Here is a 21744-nt window from a genome sequence, read left to right as displayed (position 1 = left end):
GGGGGAGAACGGCTGCAGCACCCTTATTCCTCATGCACCTTCGTGCCGCCGATCCAGGTGCTTTTCATGCCGAGCTGATCGGTCAGCAGCACGAAATCCGCGTCGAAACCGGGGTTCAGCGCGCCCTTGCGGTCGGCAAGATAGGCCGCTTCCGCCGGATAGGTGGATGCCATGCGCAACGCCTCCTCGACCGGCAGGTCGAGCGCTTCATGGGCGAACCTGACCGACGAGATCATGTCGATATCGGCGCCGGCCAACGTCCCGTCGGCGAGCGTCAGGCGGCCGTCCTGCCGCAGGATCTCGCGGCCATTGAGCGTAAAGCTCTTCATGTCGGTGCCAATAGTCGACATTGCGTCGGTGACGATGAAGATCTTGCCCGGTCCGTTCTTGGCCCTGAGCGCCACACCCATCGCGGCCGGGTGAACATGGATGCCATCGGCGATGATCCCGACATGGAGCGAGCCGATATCGAGCGCGGCGCCGACGACGCCGGGCTGGCGATGGCCGAGCGGGCTCATGGCATTGAACAGATGGGTGACGGTGCGAACGCCCGCCTCGGCATAGGTCTTGGCGGTCTCGTAGGTCGTGTCGGTATGACCGAGGCTCACCATGAAGCCGGCCAGCGCCAGACGTGCCGCCTGTTCCACGGTTACATTCTCAGGCGCCACAGTGATCATCATCGCATCGAACACCCCTTTGCAGGAGAGCATCAGCTCGATGTCCTTCTCCTCCATCGGCCTGATCAGCTTCGGATCATGCGCACCCTTGCGCGCGACGGAAAGATGCGGGCCTTCGAGATGCAGGCCGAGGAAACCCGGTACGCCTTCGGCCTTCGCCTGCCTGGCGGCCTCGACGGTCCGGGACGTGATCTCGTAGGTGTCGGTGATCAGCGTCGGCAGCAGTGCCGTCGTGCCGAACTTGGCATGCGCGGCGCAGATCTGCCTGAGGCCTGCCACCGTCGGCTCTTCGTTCAGCAGCACGCCGCCGCCGCCATTCACCTGCAGGTCGATGAAGCCCGGCACGATCAGCCCGCCGCCGGCATCGATCTTCTCGATGCCTTCCGGAAGCTTGGCCGTTGGCTGGATCGCCTCGATCTTGCCGGCCGCGAAAACGAGAGCGGCATCCTCATGCCAGAGGATACCGTCGAAGATACGGGCGCCGGTAATGGCCTTTCGCGTGCTCATAACGTCTCGGTCACCTTCTTGAGGGCGACAGGCGCGTCCGGATTGAAACCCTTGGCGCGCGACCAGGCTTCGACGAAACCGTAGAAGGGCAGGATGAGTGTCAGCGCATCGGTGATCGGATGGCCGGTTGCCACGAAAGGCAGCCTGCGGGCGCTCTTGACCTTGTCGGACGTCGCAAAGGCGAGTGCGCCCTTGACTGAGAGGCTGTCGGCAATCTCGACGGCCGAGGCTTCCGCTGCATCACGCGCCGCGAAGGTCACGACCGGGAACCGCTTTTCGACCAGCGCTACAGGCCCGTGCAGCACCTCCGCCGCCGAATAGGCCTCGGCATGCATGTTGGAGGTTTCCTTGAATTTCAGCGCCGCCTCGCTGGCGATCGCCAGTGCCGGGCCGCGGCCGAGCATGTAGAGGGATTCCGCATCGCCCAGCTCGTTCGCAAGCTCGCTCCAGTCGAGCTTGACCGCCTTTTCGAAATGCCCCGGCAGGTCGCGGATGGCGACTTTCAGTGCCTCGTCACCAACCCACTCCGACAGCAGCGCTAGGCCGGCGACGATCGAGTTGACGAAGGATTTGGTCGCGGCAACGGCGAGTTCCGGCCCGGCATTGATATTGATGGCATAGTTGGAGGCGCTGGCGATCGGCGAGGGGAGCGTATTGGTGAGCGCTACGGTGACGGCGCCGGCCTTGGTCGCGGCTTCCGCCATCGCGACGATATCCGGGCTCTTGCCGGACTGCGAAATGGCGATCGCCGCACCGCCGTCGAGCTTCAGCTTCGCGCCGTAGATGGAGGCAAGCGACGGACCGAGTGAGGCGACCGGCCGGCCGGCGGTCAGTTCGACCGCATATTTGATAAAGGTCGCGGCATGGTCGGAGGAGCCGCGCGCAATGGTGATCAGAAAGGCCGGGTCCTTTTCGCGCAGCGCCCGGCCGGCGGCGGCAAGCTCGGCCGCTGAGCCGTCCATGAGGCGCGCCGTCGCTTCCGGTATCTCATCGATCTCCTTGCGCATGTTCGTCATATTGGTCAGCATAACATCGTCCTCGAATGTCAGTTTTCGCCGAGCGAGAGCTCGGCCACGAAATCATAGGCATCGCCGCGATAGAGCGAGCGGGTGAGTTCCACCACCCGGCCGGATGCCAGATAGGAAACCCGCTCGATCGAAAGCCCGGCGGAGCCGATCGGCACGGCCAGCAGCCCGGCATCCGGGTTCTTCATATTGCAGGCGGATATCCGCTGTATGGCGCGCACCGGCCTCGCATCCTTTTTTTCGAGCTCGGCATAGAGCGAATTGGTCACCGCCGAAGGATCGGGCAGGAAATCGGCGGAAATGCTGGCCCGTTCGATTGCAAGCGGCATGTCGTTGCCGAGGCGCAGGCGTCCGAGACGCGCGACCTTTTCCCCGGGCGCGAGGCCCAGCATCATCATCTCTTCGGGGGAGGGGTGGAAAAGCCCGCGTTCCAGCCACTCGGATCGCGTCACCAGGCCGCGCCGCGCCATGTCCTCGGTAAATGAGGTGAGCCGGGTCAGCGGCTGCTCGACGCGCGACATGGGCTTGACCACGAATGTGCCCGAACCGTGCCTGCGGGTGAGCAACCCGTCCTTGACCAGGTCGTCGACGGCCTTGCGCACGGTGACGCGGCTGACATTGGCATAATCGGCAAGATCGCGCTCGGCGGGCAGGGCGTCGCCATGGCCGAGCTTGCCGGTGCGGATCGCATCTTCCAGGCTCTGGCGCAGCTTCCGGTAAAGCGGCCCCGTGCCGGCCGATTGCAAGCCGTCGAGCGGCAGGATGGCGGCGAGCATGTGATTCATGCGCGTAGCTCCGCCGGCGCACCGTATGTCTTGACCGCAAGCGCCACCGCGCCGGTCAGCGCATCGGCAAGCGGTTCAGAAAGCCGGGCGCGATGCCGCTCGGCCAGATATTCGGGATAAAGAGGGGCGAGACCGCCGAGCAGGCAGAGCCGGCCCTTGCCCTTGGTGATTCCGTTCACCGCATCGAGAGCCTCGTCGATGCCGGTTGCCCCGGTCTTGAGGATCCGGATCGCGGCTTCGTCGCCCTGCCCGGCGAATTCGAATACCTTGGGCGTATGGCGCCCGAAATCGCCCGGTTTCGCCAGCCGCGCAAAATCGACCACCTTTTCCGGATTGTTGTCGAACTCGGCAAGAATGGCCTTCGAAAGTCCGGTCATCGGGCGGATATTGTCATAGGCGAGCAGGCTTTCCTGCAGCGCGAGCTGGCCGAGCCGTGCGCCGCTGCCGAGATCGCTCACCTGGAAACCCCAGCCCGCGACCGAATGAAGCCTGCCCTGATGCCGGGCGATATAGACCGTGCCGGTACCGACAATGCCGATCGCCCCGTCCTCGTCGCCAATCGCGCCCTGCAGCGCGATGACGCCGTCTGACACGATATCCGACCGCTTGAAGGGCAGCCGCGCCTGCACATAACTCACCGCATCGCCGACATTGTTGCCGGCAAGGCCGAGAACGGCGGAGGTGGCGGAAAGCTCAGGCTCCAGCCCGGCTTCGGCGAAAGCGAGGCGCGAGGCCTCGGCGATATGTTTCAGGGCCGTGTCGGGATCGGTCAGGATATTGGAGGCGCCGCTCTTGCCGCGGCCAAGGATGGTGCCATTTCCGTCAGCCAATGCCGCACGGCAACTTGTTCCACCGCCATCGATTCCGATAAAATAGGCCGCCATGGGTACCTCCGCAGGCAATAATACCAAAAAAGTACCAATAACCAAGCGTGATTTCAAAAATCTCAAACTGCAGGTTTCATATATTTGAAATTGCTTCATTATTTTCAATAATTTCTGCCGACCTTATCGATCTGTTCATAAAAGTTAATTTTCCTTCTGGACAATTGGTATTTTTTTGGCATCATTTTGGACTAGAGGGAGAAACCGGATGAGCACAACTGCCACCGAAGCGAGACATGGGAAAGCGGAAGGGCTCGATATGCTCGCGCCCGCCGAAATCCTTGCGCTTCTCGCATCCGGTCAGCAGGCGGCTGCCAAGGTTGTCGATCAAGCCATTCCGGCGATCACCAGGGCTGCCGATCTCGTCGCTGCCGCGCTGAAATCCGGCGGCAAGGTGATCTATGCCGGTGCCGGCAGTGCCGGCCTGGTGGCGATGGCCGATGCGATGGAGCTCCCCGGCACCTATGGCATACCGCCCGAACGGATCGCCATCCTGTTTGCCGGCGGTCTTCCCAATATAGCTGATCTGCCCGGCGGTCCCGAAGACGATGCGTCTCTCGGCGAGCGTGACGCCGCTATCATCGAAGCGGCGGATTGCGTCATCTGCGTCTCCGCAAGCGGCTCTACGCCCTACACGGTGGCGGTGGCTGAGACCGCAAAACGCCGCGGCGCAAAACTCGTGGCGATGGCCAACAATGCCGGCGCAAAGCTGTTCGGAGGCGCCGATGCGGCGATCCTGCTCGAAACGCCGCCGGAAGTCGTCGCCGGCTCCACCCGCATGGGTGCCGCGACCGCCCAGAAGATCGCCTTCAACATGCTGTCCACGCTGACTGCCGTCAAACTCGGCCACGTGCATGACGGCCACATGGTCAATCTGCGCGCCGATAACGGCAAGCTGCGCATCCGCGCCGCCCGCATGGTGGCCGATATCGCCGGCATCGGTTTCGACGAGGCCCGTGCCTGGGTCGAGGCCTCCGAGGGTTCTGTCAAGGTCGCGGTCCTGCTCGCAGCCGGCGCGGCCGATGTCGGGGCCGCCAAGGCCCTGCTTGCCCGTTCGGACGATGTGCTGCGCGTAGCGCTTGCCGAATTGCAGGCGTCCAAGAGTTCCATGAAACGCGCCTGAAAGGCGCATATAAAAGGGAGAACATCATGACACGCATATTGAAAAGCATTCTTTTTGCCACGACCGTACTCGCACCGGCGGGCTTTGTTGCCACCGGAGCTTCCGCGCAGACCGCCACGCTCACCATCGAGAGCTGGCGCAATGACGACCTGCCGATCTGGCAGCAGAAGATCATTCCCGCCTTCGAAGCCAAGAACCCGGGCATCAAGGTAACCTTCGCGCCGATGGCGCCGACGGAATACAATTCCGCCGTCAACGCCAAGCTCGAAGCCGGCACCGCGGGCGACCTCATCACCTGCCGTCCGTTCGACCTGTCGCTCGCCATGTTCCAGAAGGGCCAGCTCGCATCGCTGAACGACCTGCCGGGCATTTCCAACTTCTCCGACGTCGGCAAGTCCGCCTGGAGCACCGACGACGGCAAGACCACGTTCTGCGTGCCGATGGCCTCCGTCATCCACGGCTTCATCTACAACAAGAAGGCCTTCGCGGATGTCGGCGTCCAGATCCCGAAGACCGAGGACGAATTCTTCGCGGTCCTCGACAAGTTCAAGAAGGACGGCAAGTACATCCCGCTCGCCATGGGCACCAAGGACCAGTGGGAAGCGGCGACCATGGGCTATTACAATATCGGCCCGAATTACTGGAAGGGCGAGGACGGCCGCAAGGCACTGATCGCAGGCAAGGAAAAGCTGACCGACGCCGCCTGGGTCGAGCCCTACAAGACGCTCGCCAAGTGGAAGCCCTATCTCGGCGACGGTTTCGAAGCCCAGACCTATCCGGACAGCCAGAACCTCTTCACCCTCGGCCGCGCCGCCATTTATCCGGCCGGTTCCTGGGAAATCGCGCCGTTCAAGGCGCAGGCCGATTTCGAAATGGGCGCCTTCCCGCCGCCGGTGAAGAAGGCCGGCGATACCTGCTACATTTCCGACCATAACGACATCGGCATCGGCCTCAATGCCAAGGGCAAGAACCTCGAAGCCGCCAAGAAATTCCTCTCCTGGGTCGCTTCGCCGGAATTTGCCGATCTCTATGCCAACGCGGCACCTGGCTTCTTCAGCCTCAATTCGACGCCGGTGAAGATGACTGACACGCTCGCCCAGGAATTCGTCTCCTGGCGCCAGAACTGCAAGCCGACGATCCGCCCGAGTGCTGCCATCGTCGGCCGCGGCCAGCCGAACCTCGACCTCGAAATGTGGCGCGTCTCGGCCAACGTCATCAACGGCACGCAAACCCCGGAACAGGCCGCCGCCGAAACCCAGAAGGGCCTCGACAGCTGGTACAAGCCGGCGAAGTAAGCCTCCGCCTCTGGCGATCAAAGACTGCCCTCCACCTAACCCTCTCCCCGCTTGCGGGGAGAGGGGACTTGCCCCACGATGCCTTTGAAAGCACGGAAACGGCGCGGCATATCCCTTCTCCCCGTCGAGACGGCGAGAAGGTGCCGGCAGGCGGATGAGGGGCACCGCTATGAAGTCATTCTGAAAAATACAAACCACCGGAACCCGAGACCATGAGCGATACCGAAATGGCCGATATCGAAACGGTGCCGGTGAAACGCCCCACCCGCTGGCATATCGCCGTTTTCCTGGCGCCGGCCTTCCTCGTCTATACGGCGGTGATGATCCTGCCGCTGATCGAGACGCTCAGGCTGTCGCTGTTCAACATGGTCGAAGGCCAGCTTGCCTTCGTGGGCTTCCGCAATTTCCAGACCCTGTTCGGCGATCCCAGGCTTTCCGCCGATTTCTGGAACGCGCTGCGCAACAACGTCATCTTCTTCATCATTCACATGCTGGTGCAGAACCCCGTCGGCATCGCGATCGCCGCCATGCTGTCGCTGCCAGGTCTGCGCTTCGCCGCCTTCTACCGTTCGGCGATCTTCGTGCCGACGCTGCTCTCCTTCGTCATCGTCGGTTTCATCTGGAAGCTGATCCTGTCGCCGATCTGGGGCATCGCGCCGAGCCTCATGGATCTGGTCGGCCTCAAATGGGCCTTCGCGCCCTGGCTCGGCAAGGCCGAAACCGCGCTGATCGCCGTCTCGCTGATCTCCGTCTGGCAATATGTCGGCATCCCGATGATGCTGATCTATGCGGCGCTGCTCAACATCCCGGACGAAGTGCTGGAAGCCGCCGAATGCGACGGCATCACCGGCTGGAGCCAGTTCTGGAAGATCAAGCTGCCGCTGATCCTGCCCTCGATCGGCATCGTCTCGGTGCTGACCTTCGTCGGTAATTTCAACGCCTTCGACCTCATCTATACGGTGCAGGGGGCGCTTGCCGGCCCCAACGGCTCCACCGACATTCTCGGCACGCTGCTCTACCGCACCTTCTTCGGTTTCCAGAACCAGATGGGCGACCGCTCCATGGGTGCGACGATTGCCGCCGTGATGTTCCTCATCATCCTCGCCGGCGTCGCACTCTATCTTTTCGTCATCCAGCGGCGCATGCGCCGCTACCAGTTCTGAGGCTGAAACGATGTCGAAAGCCCGCTCCGCCCCCGTCCGTGCCGCCTTCATCCACCTGGCGCTGATCGCCTACACGCTGGTGGCGCTGTTTCCGGTGTTCCTGACGCTGGTCAATTCGTTCAAGAGCCGCAGTGCAATCTTCAGCCAGCCGATGGCCCTGCCAACCCCCTCGACCTTCAGCCTGATCGGTTACCAGACCGTGCTGAACCAGGGCAATTTCATCGGTTATTTCCAGAACAGCCTGATCGTCACGGTCGTCTCGATCGCGCTGGTCCTGCTGTTCGGCGCTATGGCCGCCTTTGCGCTGTCCGAATACCGCTTCCGCGGCAACACCCTGATGGGGCTCTATCTCGCGCTCGGCATCATGATCCCGATTCGATTGGGCACGGTGGCGATCCTGCAGGGCATGGTCGCGGCCGGCCTCGTCAATACGCTGACCTCGCTGATCCTGGTCTATACGGCGCAAGGCCTGCCGCTGGCGATCTTCATCCTGTCGGAATTCATGCGCACAGTCTCGGACGACCTGAAGAGCGCCGGCCGCATCGACGGCCTGTCCGAATATGCGATCTTCTTCCGCCTCGTCCTGCCGCTGGTGCGCCCCGCCATGGCGACGGTCGCGGTCTTCACCATGATCCCGATCTGGAACGACCTCTGGTTCCCGCTGATCCTCGCCCCCGGCGAGGCGACCAAGACGGTGACCCTGGGCGCCCAGATGTTCATCGGCCAGTTCGTCACCAACTGGAACGCCGTGCTCTCGGCTCTGTCGCTGGCGATCCTGCCGGTCATGGTCCTCTACGTCATCTTCTCGCGGCAACTGATCCGCGGCATCACCTCCGGAGCCGTCAAGTGACATCGTCCACTCGCCCCATCCGCGTGCTCGTCGCCGGTCTCGGCAACATGGGCAAGAGCCACGCGCTCGCCTATCACGACAATCCCGGCTTCGAGATCGTCGGCCTCGTCAACCGCTCGAAGCGCGACCTGCCGGCAGGGCTTGAGGCCTATCCGCTCTTCACCGATTTCGAACAGGCGCTGAACGGGACAAAGCCGGACCTCTGCTCGATCAACACCTATTCCGATACCCACGCCGACTATGCGGTGATGGCCTTCGAGGCCGGCTGCGACGTCTTCGTCGAAAAGCCGCTTGCGACCACCGTCGCCGATGCCGAACGCGTCGTCGCGGCTGCAAAGAAGCACGGCCGCAAGCTGGTGGTCGGTTATATCCTCCGCCACCATCCCTCCTGGATGCGGCTGATCGAGGAAGCGAGAAAGCTCGGCCCGCCCTTCGTCTTCCGCATGAACCTCAACCAGCAGTCCTCGGGGCCTAAATGGGACGTGCACAAGGCGCTGATGCAGACCACCTCGCCGATCGTCGATTGCGGCGTGCACTACGTCGACGTCTGGTGCCAGATCACCGATGCCAAGGCCGTCGAAGTTCGCGGCATGGGCCTCCGAATGACCGATGAGGTTGCGCCGGACATGTACAATTACGGCCACATGCAGGTCCTCTTCGAGGACGGCTCGGTCGGCTGGTACGAGGCGGGCTGGGGCCCGATGATGTCGGAAATGGCCTTCTTCGTGAAGGACGTCATGTCGCCCAAGGGGTCGGTCTCGATCCTGGTCGATGCCAAGGCGAAGTCCGACGATATCGATACGCATACCAAGACCTCGGTCATCCGCGTCCATTCGGCCGAGACCGGCCCGGACGGCCAGTTCGTCCGGCGCGACGAGGATCTCGCCATGACCGGCGAACCGGATCACCAGAAACTCTGCGATCTCGAACAGGCCTATGTGCTGAAAGCCATCCGCGACAATATCGATCTCACCCGGCACATGAACGACGCCGTCCAGTCGCTGCGCATCTGCCTTGCGGCGGACGAGAGCGTGCGCACCGGCGCGCCTGTCCGCCTGTAAAAGCCTAGTTTAAGGAAAACGCCCTTGGGTTCGCTTCAACTGAAATCCATCCGCAAGGCCTTCGGCAATAACGAGGTGCTGAAGGGCATCGATCTCGAGGTCAAGGACGGCGAGTTCGTGATCTTCGTCGGCCCCTCCGGCTGCGGCAAGTCCACGCTGCTGCGGGTCATCGCCGGCCTCGAGGACGCGACGTCCGGCTCGATCCGCATCGACGGCCAGGAAATGGCGACCACACCGCCGGCAAAACGCGGCATCGCCATGGTCTTCCAGTCCTACGCGCTGTATCCACACCTGACGGTCAAGGACAATATGGGCCTTGGCCTGAAGCAGGCCGGCACCGAAAAAGCCGAGATCGACACCCGCGTCGCCAAGGCCTCCGGCATGTTGTCGCTTGATCCCTATCTCGCCCGCCGTCCGGCGGAACTTTCCGGCGGCCAGCGCCAGCGCGTCGCGATCGGCCGTGCCATCGTCCGCGAACCGAAACTGTTCCTGTTCGACGAACCGCTCTCTAACCTCGATGCGGCGCTCCGCGTCCAGACCCGCCTGGAGATCGCCGGCCTGCACCGGCGCCTGAAGGCGACGATGATCTATGTCACCCACGACCAGGTCGAGGCGATGACGCTCGCCGACAAGATCGTCGTTCTTAATGCCGGTGCGATCGAGCAGATCGGCTCGCCGATGGAGCTCTACAACAAGCCGGCCAACGTCTTCGTCGCCGGTTTCATCGGCTCGCCGCAGATGAATTTCATTCCGGCGGAAAAGCTGGGAGATACAGGCGCCAAGACGATCGGCGTTCGCCCCGAACATATCGCCCTGTCGCGCGAAAGCGGTGACTGGAAGGGCAAGGTCATTCACGTCGAACATCTCGGCGCCGACACGATCGTTTATCTGGAGACAGAGGCGACCGGCCTTTTGACCGTCCGCCTGTTCGGCGAACACGCCTATGCGCCCGACGACGTGGTGTTCGCGACGCCGGACAGGGCGAGCCTGCACCGCTTCGACGCGAACGACCGGGCGATCGTCTGAAACCTAATCGTTGCTGGCAAGCAGCTTGGCGCCGCCGGCTGCCTGGACCGCGCGGCTGCCGAACCGAATACCGGCACGCAAGGCGGCTTCTTCCGACGCCTCGTTCAGCCAGGCATCGATGAAGCCGGCATTAAAGGCATCGCCGGCGCCGGTCGTGTCGATCACCGGCACGGTCTCAGCCGGCGCATGCAGCATCCGGCCGTTGGACATCAGCCAGGCGCCTTCAGAACCACCCTTCAGCAGAACCAGCGGAAAGGCGAGCGACAGCTTGGCGAGCGCGACTTCCGGATCGGCCGATCCGGTGATCGCTTCCGCCTCTTCGAGATTGGGCAAGAACAGATCGACGCCCTCGCACGCCTTGAGCAGGCCGCGATCATAGATCAGCGTCGCATCCCAGCTCGGATCGAGCGAAACGGTCAAGCCCTTTTCCTTGGCGCGGGAAACCAAATCCGGGATCTCGTGCAGCGTCGCATATTCGGCGATGTGCAGGTGGCACGCTTCGTTCCAGTCGAGAGCGGCTTCGAGTGTCGCGGGAAGCGCAGGCCCGGCGCGGCGGGTGAGGAAGGCGCGGTCCTGGCCGACCACGGCCGCAACCGTCACCTGCGGCCCTGCATCTTCCGCATGTTCGATGAAACGCAGGTCGACGCCGCTGTCCCGGATCTGTTCTTCGACGCCTGATGACAGCGAATCCGTGCCGAGCCGGGCGGCAAGCGCCACCTTGCGGCCCGCATGGGCAAGATGGGCAGCCGCGATGAAGGCACCGCCACCGGCGGCGATCTCCATGCCGCTGGCATAGATCTCACGCCCGAGCACCGGCAGGTGGCCAAGGCCCGTGAAGATCAGGTCGCAATAGATCCGGCCGATGCTGAGCACCGCGGATCGGGTCTCTGCATGCGTCATCATGAACGGCCCAGAAATCTCTCTGTGCTGGCATCGAAGAGGTAGAGATCGCCCGGCGCGGCTTCGCAGGTAAGCTCGGCTCCGACCGCCGGCACGAATTTTTCACGCACGGTCGCGATGATCGGGGTATCGGCAACATCCAGGTGCACCAAGGTTTCAGGCCCCAAGGGTTCGACGGCGGAGACCGTGCCGGTCACCGTGAAACCACCTCTGCCGGAGACCGCCGCATGGGCGATCAGGTCGTGCGGACGCACGCCGATCAGGATATCGCCGCCCGGCGCCATTTCCACGCCCGACCCCTTCCGGCGGCCGCGCACGAGATTCATCGACGGGCTGCCGATGAAGCGGGCGGTGAACACGTCGACCGGGGCATCGTAGAGTTCCGAAGGCGTGCCGACCTGCAGGATGACGCCGTCCTTCATCACCACGATCCGGTCGGCCATGGTCATGGCCTCGATCTGGTCGTGGGTAACGTAGACGGTGGTGGTCTTCAGCCGCTGGTGCAGCCGCTTGATCTCGATGCGCATCTGCGCGCGAAGCTGGGCGTCGAGGTTGGAAAGCGGCTCATCGAACAGGAAGGCGGACGGATCGCGCACCATGGCGCGGCCGATCGCGACACGCTGGCGCTGGCCACCGGAAAGGGCGGCGGGCCGGCGGTCGAGCAGGGCTTCGAGGCCGAGGATCTTGCCGGCCGCCTCGATCCGCTTGTCCTTCTCGGCCTTGTCGAGCTTCGCCGTATAGAGGCCGAAACCGATATTCTGGCGCACCGTCATATGCGGATAGATCGCATAGTTCTGGAACACCATGGCGATGTTGCGCTGCTTCGGCTCGCGTTCGTTGACCACTTCCGAGCCGATCTTCAGCGTGCCGCCGGAGATTTCCTCCAGCCCTGCGATCATCCGCAAAGTCGTCGACTTGCCGCAGCCCGACGGGCCGACGAAGACGACGAATTCGCCGTCGGCGATCTGGAGGTCGATGCCCTTGACGGCCTCGACCTTGCCGTAACGCTTCACCAGTTTTTCAAGTTCGATCGTCGCCATCAGCGGGCTCCCGTCAGGGCGGTGAATTTCTGGTTCAGTTCGGCCGCGGCCTTCGCCTCATGGTCCGCAGCTTTTCTGGCTTCGGCCTCGAAGGCGGCGAGCTTGTCGCGATAGGCTGTTATCGCAGCCTTCATCGGCTCCGGCGCGGGACCGCCGAAACGGGCGCGCACGGCGACGAAATGCTCGGGCGAAACGATTTGCCTGAATTTCTGGAGGTCGACCGAAGGCTTACGGCCGGCCGAATGTTCGAACGCCTTGAGGAAGGGTTCGTAGCCATCATTCGGCAGGTCGCCCTTGGCTGCGACGACGCTCTTGGCCGTTGCTGCGGCAATCTCGTGCGCCTCGCGGAAGGACAGGCCCTCGATGCGAACCAGCGAGTCGGCAAGCTCGGTAATGGTGATGCAGGACCGGCGGATATTCTGGTCGACGCGCTCCGGATCGATGCTGATCTGGCTGATCAACGCGGCGAGCAGATCAAGCACCCGACCGGCGGAGGCAAACGCCTCGTAGCCCATGCCCTGCGTTTCGCCCTCGCTGTCGTTCATGTCGGTAAACGGCGTGTTGTGCATCACGTCGAGAACCGTGCGCGCCCGGCCCATCGTCTGGCTGGCGAGGTGGCGCAGGTGTTCGATCGGCACCGGATTGCGCTTCTGCGGCATGATCGAGGAGATCTGCACCAGCGCGTTCGGCACGTAGATCTGCCCGACCTCGAAACTTGTCCAGAACTGGAAGTCCTGGATGAGCCGGCCGAGATGCAGGAACATCAGCTCGATCGCCGAATAGGTCGAGGTCGTGTAGTCCACGGCTGCGATACAGCTATAGGAGTTGCGCAGCGGCGCGGAGAAACCGAGCAGTTCGGCAACGCGGGCGCGGTCGATCGGGAAGCCGGACGTGGTGATCGCCGCAGCGCCCATCGGCGACAGGTCGACGATTTTTCGAGCTTCGGCGAACCGCTCGATATCGCGGATCAGCACCTCGATCGCGGCCGAGAGATAGTGCCCGAACGTGGTCGGCTGGGCCGGCTGGCCGTGGGTATAGGCAACGATCAGCGTCGCCTTCTCGCGCTCCGCGGCATCGATCATCACGGCGAGCAGATTGCGGGCCTTGCCCATCAGCGCGTCGATCTTCTCCTTCAGGCCGAGCTTGAACAGCGTGTGGTCGATGTCGTTGCGCGACCGGGCGGTATGCAGCCGGCCGGCGATATCGACGCCGATGCGGGCTTTCAGCTCCTTCTCGATCAGGAAGAAGAAGTCCTCCACCTCGCCGGTATAGGCGAGCTGGGACGGATCGATTTCCGTGTCGATCGCCTCCAATGCGCCGGCGATCTTGGCCGCCAGATCCTTGTCGAGGATGCCGGTCTCGACGAGCATCACGAGATGGGCGCGGTCGATCCGGCGGAAGCCATCGACGTGATGGCTCTTGGCGCCGTCGAAGAGCGGCCTGAGCACGGTTTCCTTGTAGACCGGATCGGGGAACGTGCTGGTGTCGGAAAGGCGCGGGTTGATGTCCGCCATGGCTTTATCCTTTCAGGCCCGCCAGCATCACACCGCGGACGATGTAGCGCTGCAGGACGAGGAAGACGAGAAGAGTGGGAAGGGTAGCGATCGCCGCCCCCGTCATGATCATTTCCCACTGGATGGACTGCTCGACCGCGAAGCTCGAAAGCCCGACCGGCAGCGTATAGAGTTCCTTGCTGGTGGTGACGATCAGCGGCCAGAAGAACGCCGTCCAGTTGCCGAGGAAGGTAAAGATGGCGAGCGCCGAAAGCGCCGGCGTCACCAGCGGCAGAGCCACCTTCCACCAGATCTGGAATTCGTTGAGCCCGTCGACGCGCGCCGCCTCGATGAAGTCGTTCGGCACGGTTTCGAAGAACTGCTTCATCAGGAAAGTGCCGAAGGCGGTCATCATGCCGGGGAACATGATCCCCCAGTAGCTGTCCAGCCAGCCGAGCTGGCTCGACATCAGGTACCACGGGATGACCAGCATCTCGGTCGGGATCATCAGCGTCGAGAGGATCGCGATGAAGATGAAATAGCGCCCGCGGAACTCGAACTTGGCGAGCGTGTAGCCGACCAGGCTGTCGAAGAAGCAGTTCGACACGGTGACGAGGACGGCGATCAGCGTCGAGTTGAAGAACCAGCGCATGAACCGTCCGTCGGCAAGCACCGAGATATAGTTCGCCAGCGTCGGCGCGGCCGGGATGAGGCGCAGGTCATAGATCTGGTCGGCGGTCTTCAGCGACGTCGAGAACATGAAGGCGAGCGGGGAGATCATGATCAGGCCGCCGATGAACAGCACGGTCCAGGTGACGATCAGGCCGGGGCGGATCCTGCCGTGGCTGAGGCGAGTGGCTTCGCTCATTTCTTTTCCCTCAGGATCCAGAGCTGCAGCAGTGAGACGATCAGCAGGATGGTGAACAGCACCACCGTCTGCGCCGCCGCGTAACCCATCGCATAGGAGTTGAAGGCGGTCTGGTAGATCATCAGAACCAGCGGCTTGGTCGATCCGAGCGGTCCGCCGGGATCGTTGGTGGTCATGTTGTAGACCTGGTCGAAGATGCGCAGGAAGCCGATCGACGAGAACACCACGAGGAAGACGGTGGTGGGCTTCAGGAGCGGCAGGGTGATCTTGCGCAGGATCGCCCATTCGCCGAGGCCGTCGATGCGGGCCGCTTCGTAGAACGTGCCCGGAATGGCGCGCAGGCCCGCCATGAAGATGATGATCTGGAAACCGAGGCCGGCCCAGATCGCCGTCACCATGATCGAGAACAGCGCCTGGTCGGTCGAACGGATGAACGGCTGCTGCGGAATGCCGAGCATGCCGAATACGTCGTTGATGACGCCGATCGGCGGCGGCTGGTAGAACCAGCGCCAGACCCAGGCCATCGCCGCCGCCGTGGTCAGGAAGGGCAGGAAATACAGCGCCCGGATGAAATTGTGCATGAAGCGGACGCGATCGAGGAAAAAGGCGATCGTAAAAGCGAGCACGAGGCTGATCGGTGTACCGATGATCAGGTAGGTGAACGTGTTCTTGAACACCTTCCAGAACTGCGGGTCCTTGAAGAGCTTGATATAGTTGGCGAACCACACGAGCTTCGGCGGCCGCACCAGGTCCCAGCTTGTGAGCGACAGGTAGAAGGCCTGAAAGGTCGGATAGAAGCGGATGATCGTGTAGAACAGGATCGGTACCGCCAGAAAGCTCCAGACCCAGAGGAGCCGTTTCGTCCGCATGGACAGTCCGCCACCGGAGCCGGGGCGGCCGGATGCCGCCCCCTGTTGTTCAATCGCTGCCATGACCGGCTCCACTCGGCTGCATCAAGGGATTACGGCTTGGCCGCGTCGATCATTTCCTGCTCGGCTTCGGCGGCCTGAGCGAGCGAATCCTTGGTCGACTGACCTTCGAGCAGCACGCGATTGACCATGTCGATGGCGTTCTGGCGCTGGCCCTGCTCATCCTTGAAGAGCGTCGTATGGGCGTATTCCAGCCCTTTCAGGAACGGCGCGTAGATCGGGTCCTTCAGGTTGGCGTCCGTGAGCGCGGCAGAACGCAGCGCCGGCAGCTCGCCGACCGTCTTCAGCCAGATCTCCATGGCGGCAGGCGAGGTGATGTAGGCAAGGAACTTCTTGGAAGCTTCCAGTTCTTCGCCCTTGGTCTTGGCGCTGATGCCGTTGGCGAAATAGCTCGCATAGTTGGAGCGCACGCCTTGCGCATTTGCCGGCAGTTCGGTCACTCCCCATTCGAAGTCCTTGATGGATTTGAACGAGCCGAGGCGGAAGGTCCCGTCGATCGTCATGCCGGCCTTGCCGCCGCGGAAGGCGGCCTGGCCTTCGTCCATGAAGCCTGCCTTGCCGATCTTCTTTTCAAGCTGCAGGCTGGTGTAGAAGTTGAGCGCCTTGAGGCCCGCCTCGTTGTTGTAATTGACCTTGGTGTCGCCGTCCTTGTAGGGCTCGCCGCCGAACTGGCGGATCAGCACTTCGCGCCACCACTGGTGATCCTGGCCGCCCATGTCGACCGTCGAGCCGGCAACCACGATATTGCCCGAGCCGTCGAGCTTGGCGATCTTCTGGCCGGCGGCGACAAATTCATCGAGCGTCTTCGGCGGGTTGTTCGGGTCAAGGCCGGCTTCGGTGAAGAGTTTCTTGTTGTAGAACAGGGCGAGCGAGCGCACGGCGGTCGGCAGGCCGTAATATTCGCCGTCGCGCTTCATGGCCGAAACGATCGGGAAGAAGTCCTTCTCGATCTTGTCATGCGGGAAAGCGTCCTTCGGCAGTGGGGCAAGAAGGCCGCCGGCGACGAACTTGTCGAGCCAGCCGTAGAAGAGCTGCATGACGTCCGGCGCGTTGCCGGCCATGTTGGCGGCGATCACGCGCGTCTGGTAGTCGGCATAGGGGAAGGTGACCTGCTTGACGGTAATGCCCGGATTGGCCTTCTGGAACTCGGCGATCAACTGGTCCATCGCCTTCACGCGCGTGTCGAAGACATACTGCCAGTATTCGATTTCGACCGCCTGCGCGGCATTGAATGCGAATGTGCTGAAACCGGCGACGAGTCCGGCGAACAAAGTTGCCTTGCGCATGTGAGCCTCCATTTGCCCCGCCGGGTGCACCGGTCTTGGGGTCTGATTGTTCCCTGCATTCGGACGCGACCTGCGGCCCGACGCGTTTATTGGTTTCGGGAGACGAACCTCCCTTCAAGCACTGCGGCGCATTGCCCCAGCCTTCCCCTTACGCTTTCCTGAGTAAGGTCGTTTGTCAATAAGATAATTTACTTGAATTATTCTATTGCCGGATGCCGTTTCCCGGCGTTATGAATTCTGCCAACCTAAGGTGGGCGAGATGACAATACACACGATCGGCACACACCCGGTGGCTATCGGCAAGAACCCCGAACGGAGCCGCGAGCACAATCGCCGCGTCGTGCTGGATGTGGTGCGCCGCCACGGTTCGCTCGGCCGCGCCCATATCGCCAAGCTCACTCACCTGACGCCTCAGGCCGTCGCCAATATCGTCGACGAACTGGTCGGCGAGGCGTTGCTGATGGAAATGGGCCGGCTGAAATCCGGCCGGGGCCAGCCGCCGATTCAGTTCGCGGTCAATCCGGAAGGCGGCGCCACCATCGGCGTCGAAATCGCCGCCGACCACATGGTCACGGTGGCGCTCGATCTCTCCGGGGGCTTGAGGGCAAAGCGCATCACGCCGCTGAAGGACACTACTCCCGGGCATATCCTGTCGGCCTTCGCGGCGGAGCTTGCCGCCGTCACGGAACTGGCCGGCACCCGATTGCTCGGCACCGGCGTCGTCATGCCGGGTCCGTTCGAGATCGACGGCATGACCTCGGTCGGCCCGACCACGCTTCCGGGCTGGGCGGGGCTCGATGCCGCCCAGGCGCTCAGTGAAGCCTGCGGTCATGCGGTGATCGTCGAAAACGACGCGACGGCGGCGGCCGTCGGCGAGCGGCTCTTCGGTGCGGGTCTGGCAATCTCCAATTTCTGCATGATCTATTTCGGCGTCGGTATCGGCCTCGGCATCATCCAGGACGGCGCGCCCTATCGCGGCGCCTTCGGCAATGCCGGCGAAATCGGCCACGTCACCGTCGTGCCGAAGGGCAGGCCCTGCCCTTCCTGCGGCCAGCTCGGCTGCCTGGAAGGTTATGTTTCCGCCTATGTCTTGAAGGAAAAACTGAGCTGCGTCGGTATTTCCGACACCGAGTTTTCCGATCTCGAAAAGCTCCATGCCAACCGCCATCCGGTCGTCGAGGAATGGATCGACGAGGCGGCGACCTATCTCGGCCCGATGGTCGCCATGCTTGAAAACATCCTCGATCCGCAGACCGTGATTCTCGGCGGCGCGCTGCCGGATGCGATCATCGAGGACATCGTCGCTCGCATGGGCAACCTGCCGACCTCGGTCGCGAGCCGCAGGCAGCGCGATCTGCCCCGCGTGATGCGCGGCAAGACGGGGCAATTGACGGCAGCGCTTGGCGCTGCTGCCCTTCCGCTTTTCGACATGGTGACGCCCAAGCTGGAGACCTCGCTTGCCGCGCTTGCCGATATTCCTGCCTGACCGATTGGAGAACCTTTCATGCTGACCGCCCGCGAACGCATCGAACGGCAGATGGCCGATCCCTCGCTCGTCCGGCTCCATCGCAAGCTTTCGCGGTTGAAGTCGACGGTCACGATGATGAATACCGGTGCCCATCCGGACGACGAGCAGAACGGCATGCTCGCCTGGTTCCGTCTCGGCCTCGGCATGCGAGTCATCATCGCCTGCTCGACGCGCGGCGAGGGCGGTCAGAATGCGCTTGGGCCCGAGCGTCTCGGCGCGCTCGGCGTCATCCGTTCCCGCGAGCTGGAAGAGGCCGCCCGGGCGATCGACAGCGATGTCTCCTGGCTCGGCCACGGTCCCACCGACCCGGTCCACGATTTCGGCTTCTCCAAGGATGGCGACGCGACCTTCACCCGCTGGGGCGAGGCACGCACGGTCGAGCGCCTGGTGCGCGCCTACCGCATGGAACGCCCCGATATCGTCATCCCGACCTTCCTCGACGTCCCCGGCCAGCACGGCCACCACCGCGCCATGACGCGGGCGGCGGAGACGGCGATTATGCTCGCAGCCGACCCCAATGCCTATCCGGAACATCTCACCGAGGGCCTGAAACCCTGGAAGGTCGCCAAATATTACCTGCCGGCCTGGTCCGGCGGTGGCGATACCTATGACGACGAAGTGCCGCCGCCGGATACGACGGTGACGGTTGTGGCCACGGGCCGCGATCCAGCCACCGGCGCGGACTATGACCGGATCGGCGAATGGTCGCGTTATTACCACGCGTCCCAGGGCATGGGCCACTGGCCGAAACGGCCGGAAAAGGACTGGCAGCTGCACCTGAAGCTTTCCGCCACGCGCTCGAAATCCGAGCAGTCGGTGCTCGAAGACCTGCCGGCATCGCTGACCGTTCTTGCCGGTTTCGCCGGCCTGCCCGCCAATGTGGCGGAGGCCCTGCGTTCTGCGGATGCCGCCATCGCCGTTGCAATTGCGGCCTTCCCCGATCGCGATGCCATCATCAGGGCGCTGACCGAGGCCGCCGGCTGGCTGGACATCGTAGCCTCCGCCGCACCGGAAGAATTCACGACCCTGCAGGGCCACCGCATCGCCCGCAAGCAGATGGAAGTCGATGCCGCCATCCTCGATGCAGCGGCGATCTTCGACCGTGCCTATGCCGATCCCTCCGTCATTTCCCCCGGAGGTGCTGCGACGCTCACCGTCGAGCTTGGCGAAGGCGCTTCGAGCCACAAGGTCGACGTCGCCCCGGTTCTCCCGGCCGGCGTGTCGTCCTCCGTCCAGTCGCTCGCCCATGACCGCGTATTTGCGCTGACGGCAGCATCGGATGCGCCGCTTTCGGGCCTCTACCTGCCCGCCTGGTCGGCACTCGGCGGCAACGGCCACGCGCATGTAAAAGTCTCGGCCGAGATCTGGGGCCGCACGGTCTCCGGCACGTTCGACCTCGAAGAACCGTTTGCGGTGACGCCCGCCCAGTCACTGACCCTGCTGCCGGATGCGCTGCTCGTGCCCCTCGGCACCAAGCAGACGGAATGGCCGATCAAGGCCAATGTCTCCGGCGTCAACGCGCCGGTCTCCTTCAAGACACCGGCCGGCTGGATGATGAAAAAGACCGATGACGGCTGGACTGCCTCTTCGACCGACGCGGCCAAGCCCGGCCTCGTCGAGCTCGAACCGCAGGTCGACGGCCACCCGGCCTTCCAGGTCACCCCGATCGCCTACCGGCATATCGGCCGCACCGGTTTTCGCGCGCCCGCGACGCTGAAAATCCTGTCGGTTGACCTGAAGTTGCCCGAAGGCGCGCGGGTCGGTTATGTCGGCGCCGGTGCCGACCGCGTCGGCCTGTGGCTCGCCCGCATGGGCCTCGACGTCACCGAACTCGACGCCCAGGCACTCTCTGGCGATCTGTCACGCTTCACCACGATCGTCGTCGGCATCTTCGCCTTCGGCATCCGCAAGGACCTCGCCGCCGCCACCGAACGCCTGCACCGCTTCGTCGAAGAGGGCGGCCACCTCGTCACCCTCTACCACCGTCCGAGCGACGGCTGGGACCCGACCGAGACCCCTGTCCGCCGCATCGAGATCGGCTCGCCGTCGCTGCGCTGGCGCGTCACCGATCCGAAGGCCGAAGTCACGGTGCTCGCGCCCGACCACGTTCTCCTCAAGGGGCCGAACGTGATCGGCCCGGAAGACTGGCAGGGATGGGACAAGGAGCGCGGCCTCTATTTCGTCTCCCGCTGGGATGACGCCTACGAGCCGCTGCTGGCCATGCACGACGCCAACGAACAGCCCCTCAAGGGCGCGCTGATCTCGGGAGCGATCGGCAAGGGCCGCCACACCCATACCAGCCTCGTGCTGCATCACCAGCTCGGCAAGCTCGTGCCCGGCGCCTTCCGGCTGATGGCGAACCTCGTGCAGCCGGCGTGAGCACGGAGGCAGTTCCCGAGTCGGATAGCGAACGGGCCTCGAACGCCCGCACCGGCATCGGCTGGCTGCTTCTCGACATGACGCTGGTCTCCGGCGGCATGACAGCGCTGGTGAAGGCGCAAGGCGCGACCTATCCGGCCTTCCAGCTCGTCTTCATCCGGGCGATGATCGGTCTTCTGTTCATCCTGCCGCTGATCTGGCGGCACCGCGCCGAAATGCGCCGGGTCAAGCACCCGTGGCGCAACATTTTTCGCATTTCCTGCAATGCGGTGGCGCTCACCAGCAATTTTCTCGCCATCACCATGCTGCCGCTCGCCATGGTCAATGCGGTCGGCTTCTCCCGGCCGCTGATCACCATGGCCATGGCGGTCGCCATGCTCGGCGAGAGGGTGAGCCGCATCCGCTGGCTCGGCGCCGGCTTCGCCTTCATCGGCGTGCTGATCGTCATGGCGCCCGGCACGTCGAGCTTCGATGTCGAGGTTCTGGTCGTGCTGGTCTCGGTCGTCTTCGGTTCGCTGGCGATCATCCAGACCCGGGCGCTGAAGGACGAGAACACCACAGTGATGATGGTTTTCTACACGGTCGGCCTCGCCGTCATCACCGCCGTGCCCGCGGTCTTCACCTGGCAGCCGGTTTTGCCCTTCGACTGGATCCCGCTGCTCGGCATCGGCTTCCTCGCCCAGCTGGGCCAATATTGTTTCCTGCGCGCCTACCGGATCGCCGATGCCAGCGTGCTCGCGCCCGTCGGTTACCTCTCGATCGTCTTCGTGACCGTTACGGGCTACGTCTTCTTTAATGAAGTGCCCGAGGTGAGGGTGGTGATCGGCGTGCTGATCATCCTGGCCGCACTGCAAGGCGCAGCCTGGCTCGACCGCCGCCGCGCCCGACTTTGATGGTGAGATAGCGCGAGCGCGAATAGGCGTTC

The 21744-nt window shown here is 63.4% G+C and carries 19 protein-coding genes; 9 read left to right on the top strand and 10 right to left on the bottom strand.

Annotation, left to right across the window (positions count from 1 at the left end):
* Positions 1-23 precede the first annotated feature (23 nt).
* The 4 genes from nagA to GQ59_RS08865 are packed head-to-tail and all read right to left on the bottom strand — an operon-like array spanning position 24 to position 3878.
* Positions 24-1184: an N-acetylglucosamine-6-phosphate deacetylase gene (nagA, locus tag GQ59_RS08880; protein ID WP_037080096.1), complete on the bottom strand. Its 1161-nt coding sequence runs from the start codon at positions 1182-1184 to the stop codon at positions 24-26.
* Positions 1181-2212, bottom strand: a complete 1032-nt coding sequence (locus GQ59_RS08875; protein WP_037080094.1) for an SIS domain-containing protein — start codon at positions 2210-2212, stop codon at positions 1181-1183. Before GQ59_RS08875 ends, nagA begins: the two co-directional genes overlap by 4 nt.
* 17 nt (positions 2213-2229) lie before the next feature.
* Positions 2230-2994: a GntR family transcriptional regulator gene (locus tag GQ59_RS08870; RefSeq protein WP_037080093.1), complete on the bottom strand. Its 765-nt coding sequence runs from the start codon at positions 2992-2994 to the stop codon at positions 2230-2232.
* Positions 2991-3878 carry a glucosamine kinase nucleotide-binding domain-containing protein gene (locus GQ59_RS08865; RefSeq protein WP_037080092.1) on the bottom strand — a complete coding sequence of 296 codons (888 nt, stop codon included), beginning with the start codon at positions 3876-3878 and terminating at the stop codon, positions 2991-2993. Before GQ59_RS08865 ends, GQ59_RS08870 begins: the two co-directional genes overlap by 4 nt.
* 208 nt (positions 3879-4086) lie before the next feature.
* On the opposite strand from GQ59_RS08865, the gene GQ59_RS08860 reads away from it, so the two are divergent.
* The 6 genes from GQ59_RS08860 to GQ59_RS08835 all read left to right on the top strand — a co-directional run bounded on the left by GQ59_RS08860 (position 4087) and on the right by GQ59_RS08835 (position 10396).
* Positions 4087-5001 carry an N-acetylmuramic acid 6-phosphate etherase gene (locus tag GQ59_RS08860; RefSeq protein WP_037080090.1) on the top strand — a complete coding sequence of 305 codons (915 nt, stop codon included), beginning with the start codon at positions 4087-4089 and terminating at the stop codon, positions 4999-5001.
* Positions 5002-5024: 23 nt separating this feature from the next.
* Positions 5025-6296 (top strand): ABC transporter substrate-binding protein, encoded by a 1272-nt coding sequence (locus tag GQ59_RS08855; RefSeq protein ID WP_432762572.1) that lies wholly within the window; start codon positions 5025-5027, stop codon positions 6294-6296.
* A gap of 212 nt (positions 6297-6508) precedes the next feature.
* Positions 6509-7459, top strand: coding sequence for a carbohydrate ABC transporter permease (locus GQ59_RS08850; protein WP_037080088.1), 951 nt, complete (start codon positions 6509-6511; stop codon positions 7457-7459).
* Positions 7460-7469: 10 nt separating this feature from the next.
* Positions 7470-8309, top strand: coding sequence for a carbohydrate ABC transporter permease (locus tag GQ59_RS08845; RefSeq protein WP_037080087.1), 840 nt, complete (start codon positions 7470-7472; stop codon positions 8307-8309).
* Entirely contained in the window at positions 8306-9370 is a 1065-nt protein-coding gene (locus GQ59_RS08840) for a Gfo/Idh/MocA family protein (protein WP_037080086.1), read from the top strand. The genes GQ59_RS08845 and GQ59_RS08840 overlap by 4 nt, the downstream gene beginning before the upstream one ends.
* Positions 9371-9394: 24 nt before the next feature.
* Entirely contained in the window at positions 9395-10396 is a 1002-nt protein-coding gene (locus GQ59_RS08835) for an ABC transporter ATP-binding protein (RefSeq protein WP_037080085.1), read from the top strand.
* Between the two features lie 3 nt (positions 10397-10399).
* On the opposite strand, the gene GQ59_RS08830 is transcribed toward GQ59_RS08835, so the two are convergent.
* The 6 genes from GQ59_RS08830 to GQ59_RS08805 are packed head-to-tail and all read right to left on the bottom strand — an operon-like array spanning position 10400 to position 16924.
* Positions 10400-11299 carry a carbohydrate kinase family protein gene (locus GQ59_RS08830; protein ID WP_037080084.1) on the bottom strand — a complete coding sequence of 300 codons (900 nt, stop codon included), beginning with the start codon at positions 11297-11299 and terminating at the stop codon, positions 10400-10402.
* Entirely contained in the window at positions 11296-12336 is a 1041-nt protein-coding gene (locus GQ59_RS08825; RefSeq protein WP_037080083.1) for an ABC transporter ATP-binding protein, read from the bottom strand. The genes GQ59_RS08830 and GQ59_RS08825 overlap by 4 nt, the downstream gene beginning before the upstream one ends.
* The gene (argH, locus tag GQ59_RS08820; RefSeq protein ID WP_037080082.1) at positions 12336-13850 is read right to left on the bottom strand and encodes an argininosuccinate lyase; all 1515 of its coding nucleotides are present in this window, start codon (positions 13848-13850) and stop codon (positions 12336-12338) included. Before argH ends, GQ59_RS08825 begins: the two co-directional genes overlap by 1 nt.
* A gap of 4 nt (positions 13851-13854) precedes the next feature.
* Positions 13855-14697 (bottom strand): carbohydrate ABC transporter permease, encoded by an 843-nt coding sequence (locus tag GQ59_RS08815; RefSeq protein WP_037080081.1) that lies wholly within the window; start codon positions 14695-14697, stop codon positions 13855-13857.
* A complete protein-coding gene (locus tag GQ59_RS08810; RefSeq protein ID WP_037080080.1) occupies positions 14694-15629 on the bottom strand; it encodes a carbohydrate ABC transporter permease in 936 nt (311 codons plus the stop codon). The genes GQ59_RS08815 and GQ59_RS08810 overlap by 4 nt, the downstream gene beginning before the upstream one ends.
* Before the next feature lie 29 nt (positions 15630-15658).
* On the bottom strand, positions 15659-16924 hold the full coding sequence (locus GQ59_RS08805; RefSeq protein ID WP_080955779.1) for a sugar ABC transporter substrate-binding protein: 1266 nt from the start codon (positions 16922-16924) through the stop codon (positions 15659-15661).
* 247 nt (positions 16925-17171) lie between these two features.
* Between GQ59_RS08805 and GQ59_RS08800 the strand changes: the two genes are divergently transcribed.
* The 3 genes from GQ59_RS08800 to GQ59_RS08790 are packed head-to-tail and all read left to right on the top strand — an operon-like array spanning position 17172 to position 21712.
* Positions 17172-18398, top strand: a complete 1227-nt coding sequence (locus GQ59_RS08800; protein ID WP_037080078.1) for an ROK family protein — start codon at positions 17172-17174, stop codon at positions 18396-18398.
* 18 nt (positions 18399-18416) lie between these two features.
* On the top strand, positions 18417-20819 hold the full coding sequence (locus GQ59_RS08795) for a PIG-L family deacetylase (RefSeq protein ID WP_037080077.1): 2403 nt from the start codon (positions 18417-18419) through the stop codon (positions 20817-20819).
* Complete coding sequence (locus tag GQ59_RS08790) at positions 20816-21712, top strand: EamA family transporter (RefSeq protein ID WP_037080076.1); 897 nt, start codon at positions 20816-20818, stop codon at positions 21710-21712. The genes GQ59_RS08795 and GQ59_RS08790 overlap by 4 nt, the downstream gene beginning before the upstream one ends.
* Positions 21713-21744: the final 32 nt, after the last annotated feature.

Source organism: Neorhizobium vignae (assembly GCF_000732195.1).
Lineage (GTDB): Bacteria > Pseudomonadota > Alphaproteobacteria > Rhizobiales > Rhizobiaceae > Neorhizobium > Neorhizobium vignae.
Note: the sequence above shows the minus strand (reverse complement) of the source record. Positions and strands in the feature narration are given on the sequence as shown.

Bases quoted from the DNA above. Each gene is read 5' to 3' on its own strand.
- nagA (WP_037080096.1), bottom strand. From the start codon at position 1,184: ATGAGCACGCGAAAGGCCATTACCGGCGCCCGTATCTTCGACGGTATC.
- GQ59_RS08875 (WP_037080094.1), bottom strand. From the start codon at position 2,212: ATGCTGACCAATATGACGAACATGCGCAAGGAGATCGATGAGATACCG.
- GQ59_RS08870 (WP_037080093.1), bottom strand. From the start codon at position 2,994: ATGAATCACATGCTCGCCGCCATCCTGCCGCTCGACGGCTTGCAATCG.
- GQ59_RS08865 (WP_037080092.1), bottom strand. From the start codon at position 3,878: ATGGCGGCCTATTTTATCGGAATCGATGGCGGTGGAACAAGTTGCCGT.
- GQ59_RS08860 (WP_037080090.1), top strand. From the start codon at position 4,087: ATGAGCACAACTGCCACCGAAGCGAGACATGGGAAAGCGGAAGGGCTC.
- GQ59_RS08850 (WP_037080088.1), top strand. From the start codon at position 6,509: ATGAGCGATACCGAAATGGCCGATATCGAAACGGTGCCGGTGAAACGC.
- GQ59_RS08845 (WP_037080087.1), top strand. From the start codon at position 7,470: ATGTCGAAAGCCCGCTCCGCCCCCGTCCGTGCCGCCTTCATCCACCTG.
- GQ59_RS08830 (WP_037080084.1), bottom strand. From the start codon at position 11,299: ATGATGACGCATGCAGAGACCCGATCCGCGGTGCTCAGCATCGGCCGG.
- GQ59_RS08825 (WP_037080083.1), bottom strand. From the start codon at position 12,336: ATGGCGACGATCGAACTTGAAAAACTGGTGAAGCGTTACGGCAAGGTC.
- argH (WP_037080082.1), bottom strand. From the start codon at position 13,850: ATGGCGGACATCAACCCGCGCCTTTCCGACACCAGCACGTTCCCCGAT.
- GQ59_RS08815 (WP_037080081.1), bottom strand. From the start codon at position 14,697: ATGAGCGAAGCCACTCGCCTCAGCCACGGCAGGATCCGCCCCGGCCTG.
- GQ59_RS08810 (WP_037080080.1), bottom strand. From the start codon at position 15,629: ATGGCAGCGATTGAACAACAGGGGGCGGCATCCGGCCGCCCCGGCTCC.
- GQ59_RS08805 (WP_080955779.1), bottom strand. From the start codon at position 16,924: ATGGAGGCTCACATGCGCAAGGCAACTTTGTTCGCCGGACTCGTCGCC.
- GQ59_RS08800 (WP_037080078.1), top strand. From the start codon at position 17,172: ATGACAATACACACGATCGGCACACACCCGGTGGCTATCGGCAAGAAC.
- GQ59_RS08795 (WP_037080077.1), top strand. From the start codon at position 18,417: ATGCTGACCGCCCGCGAACGCATCGAACGGCAGATGGCCGATCCCTCG.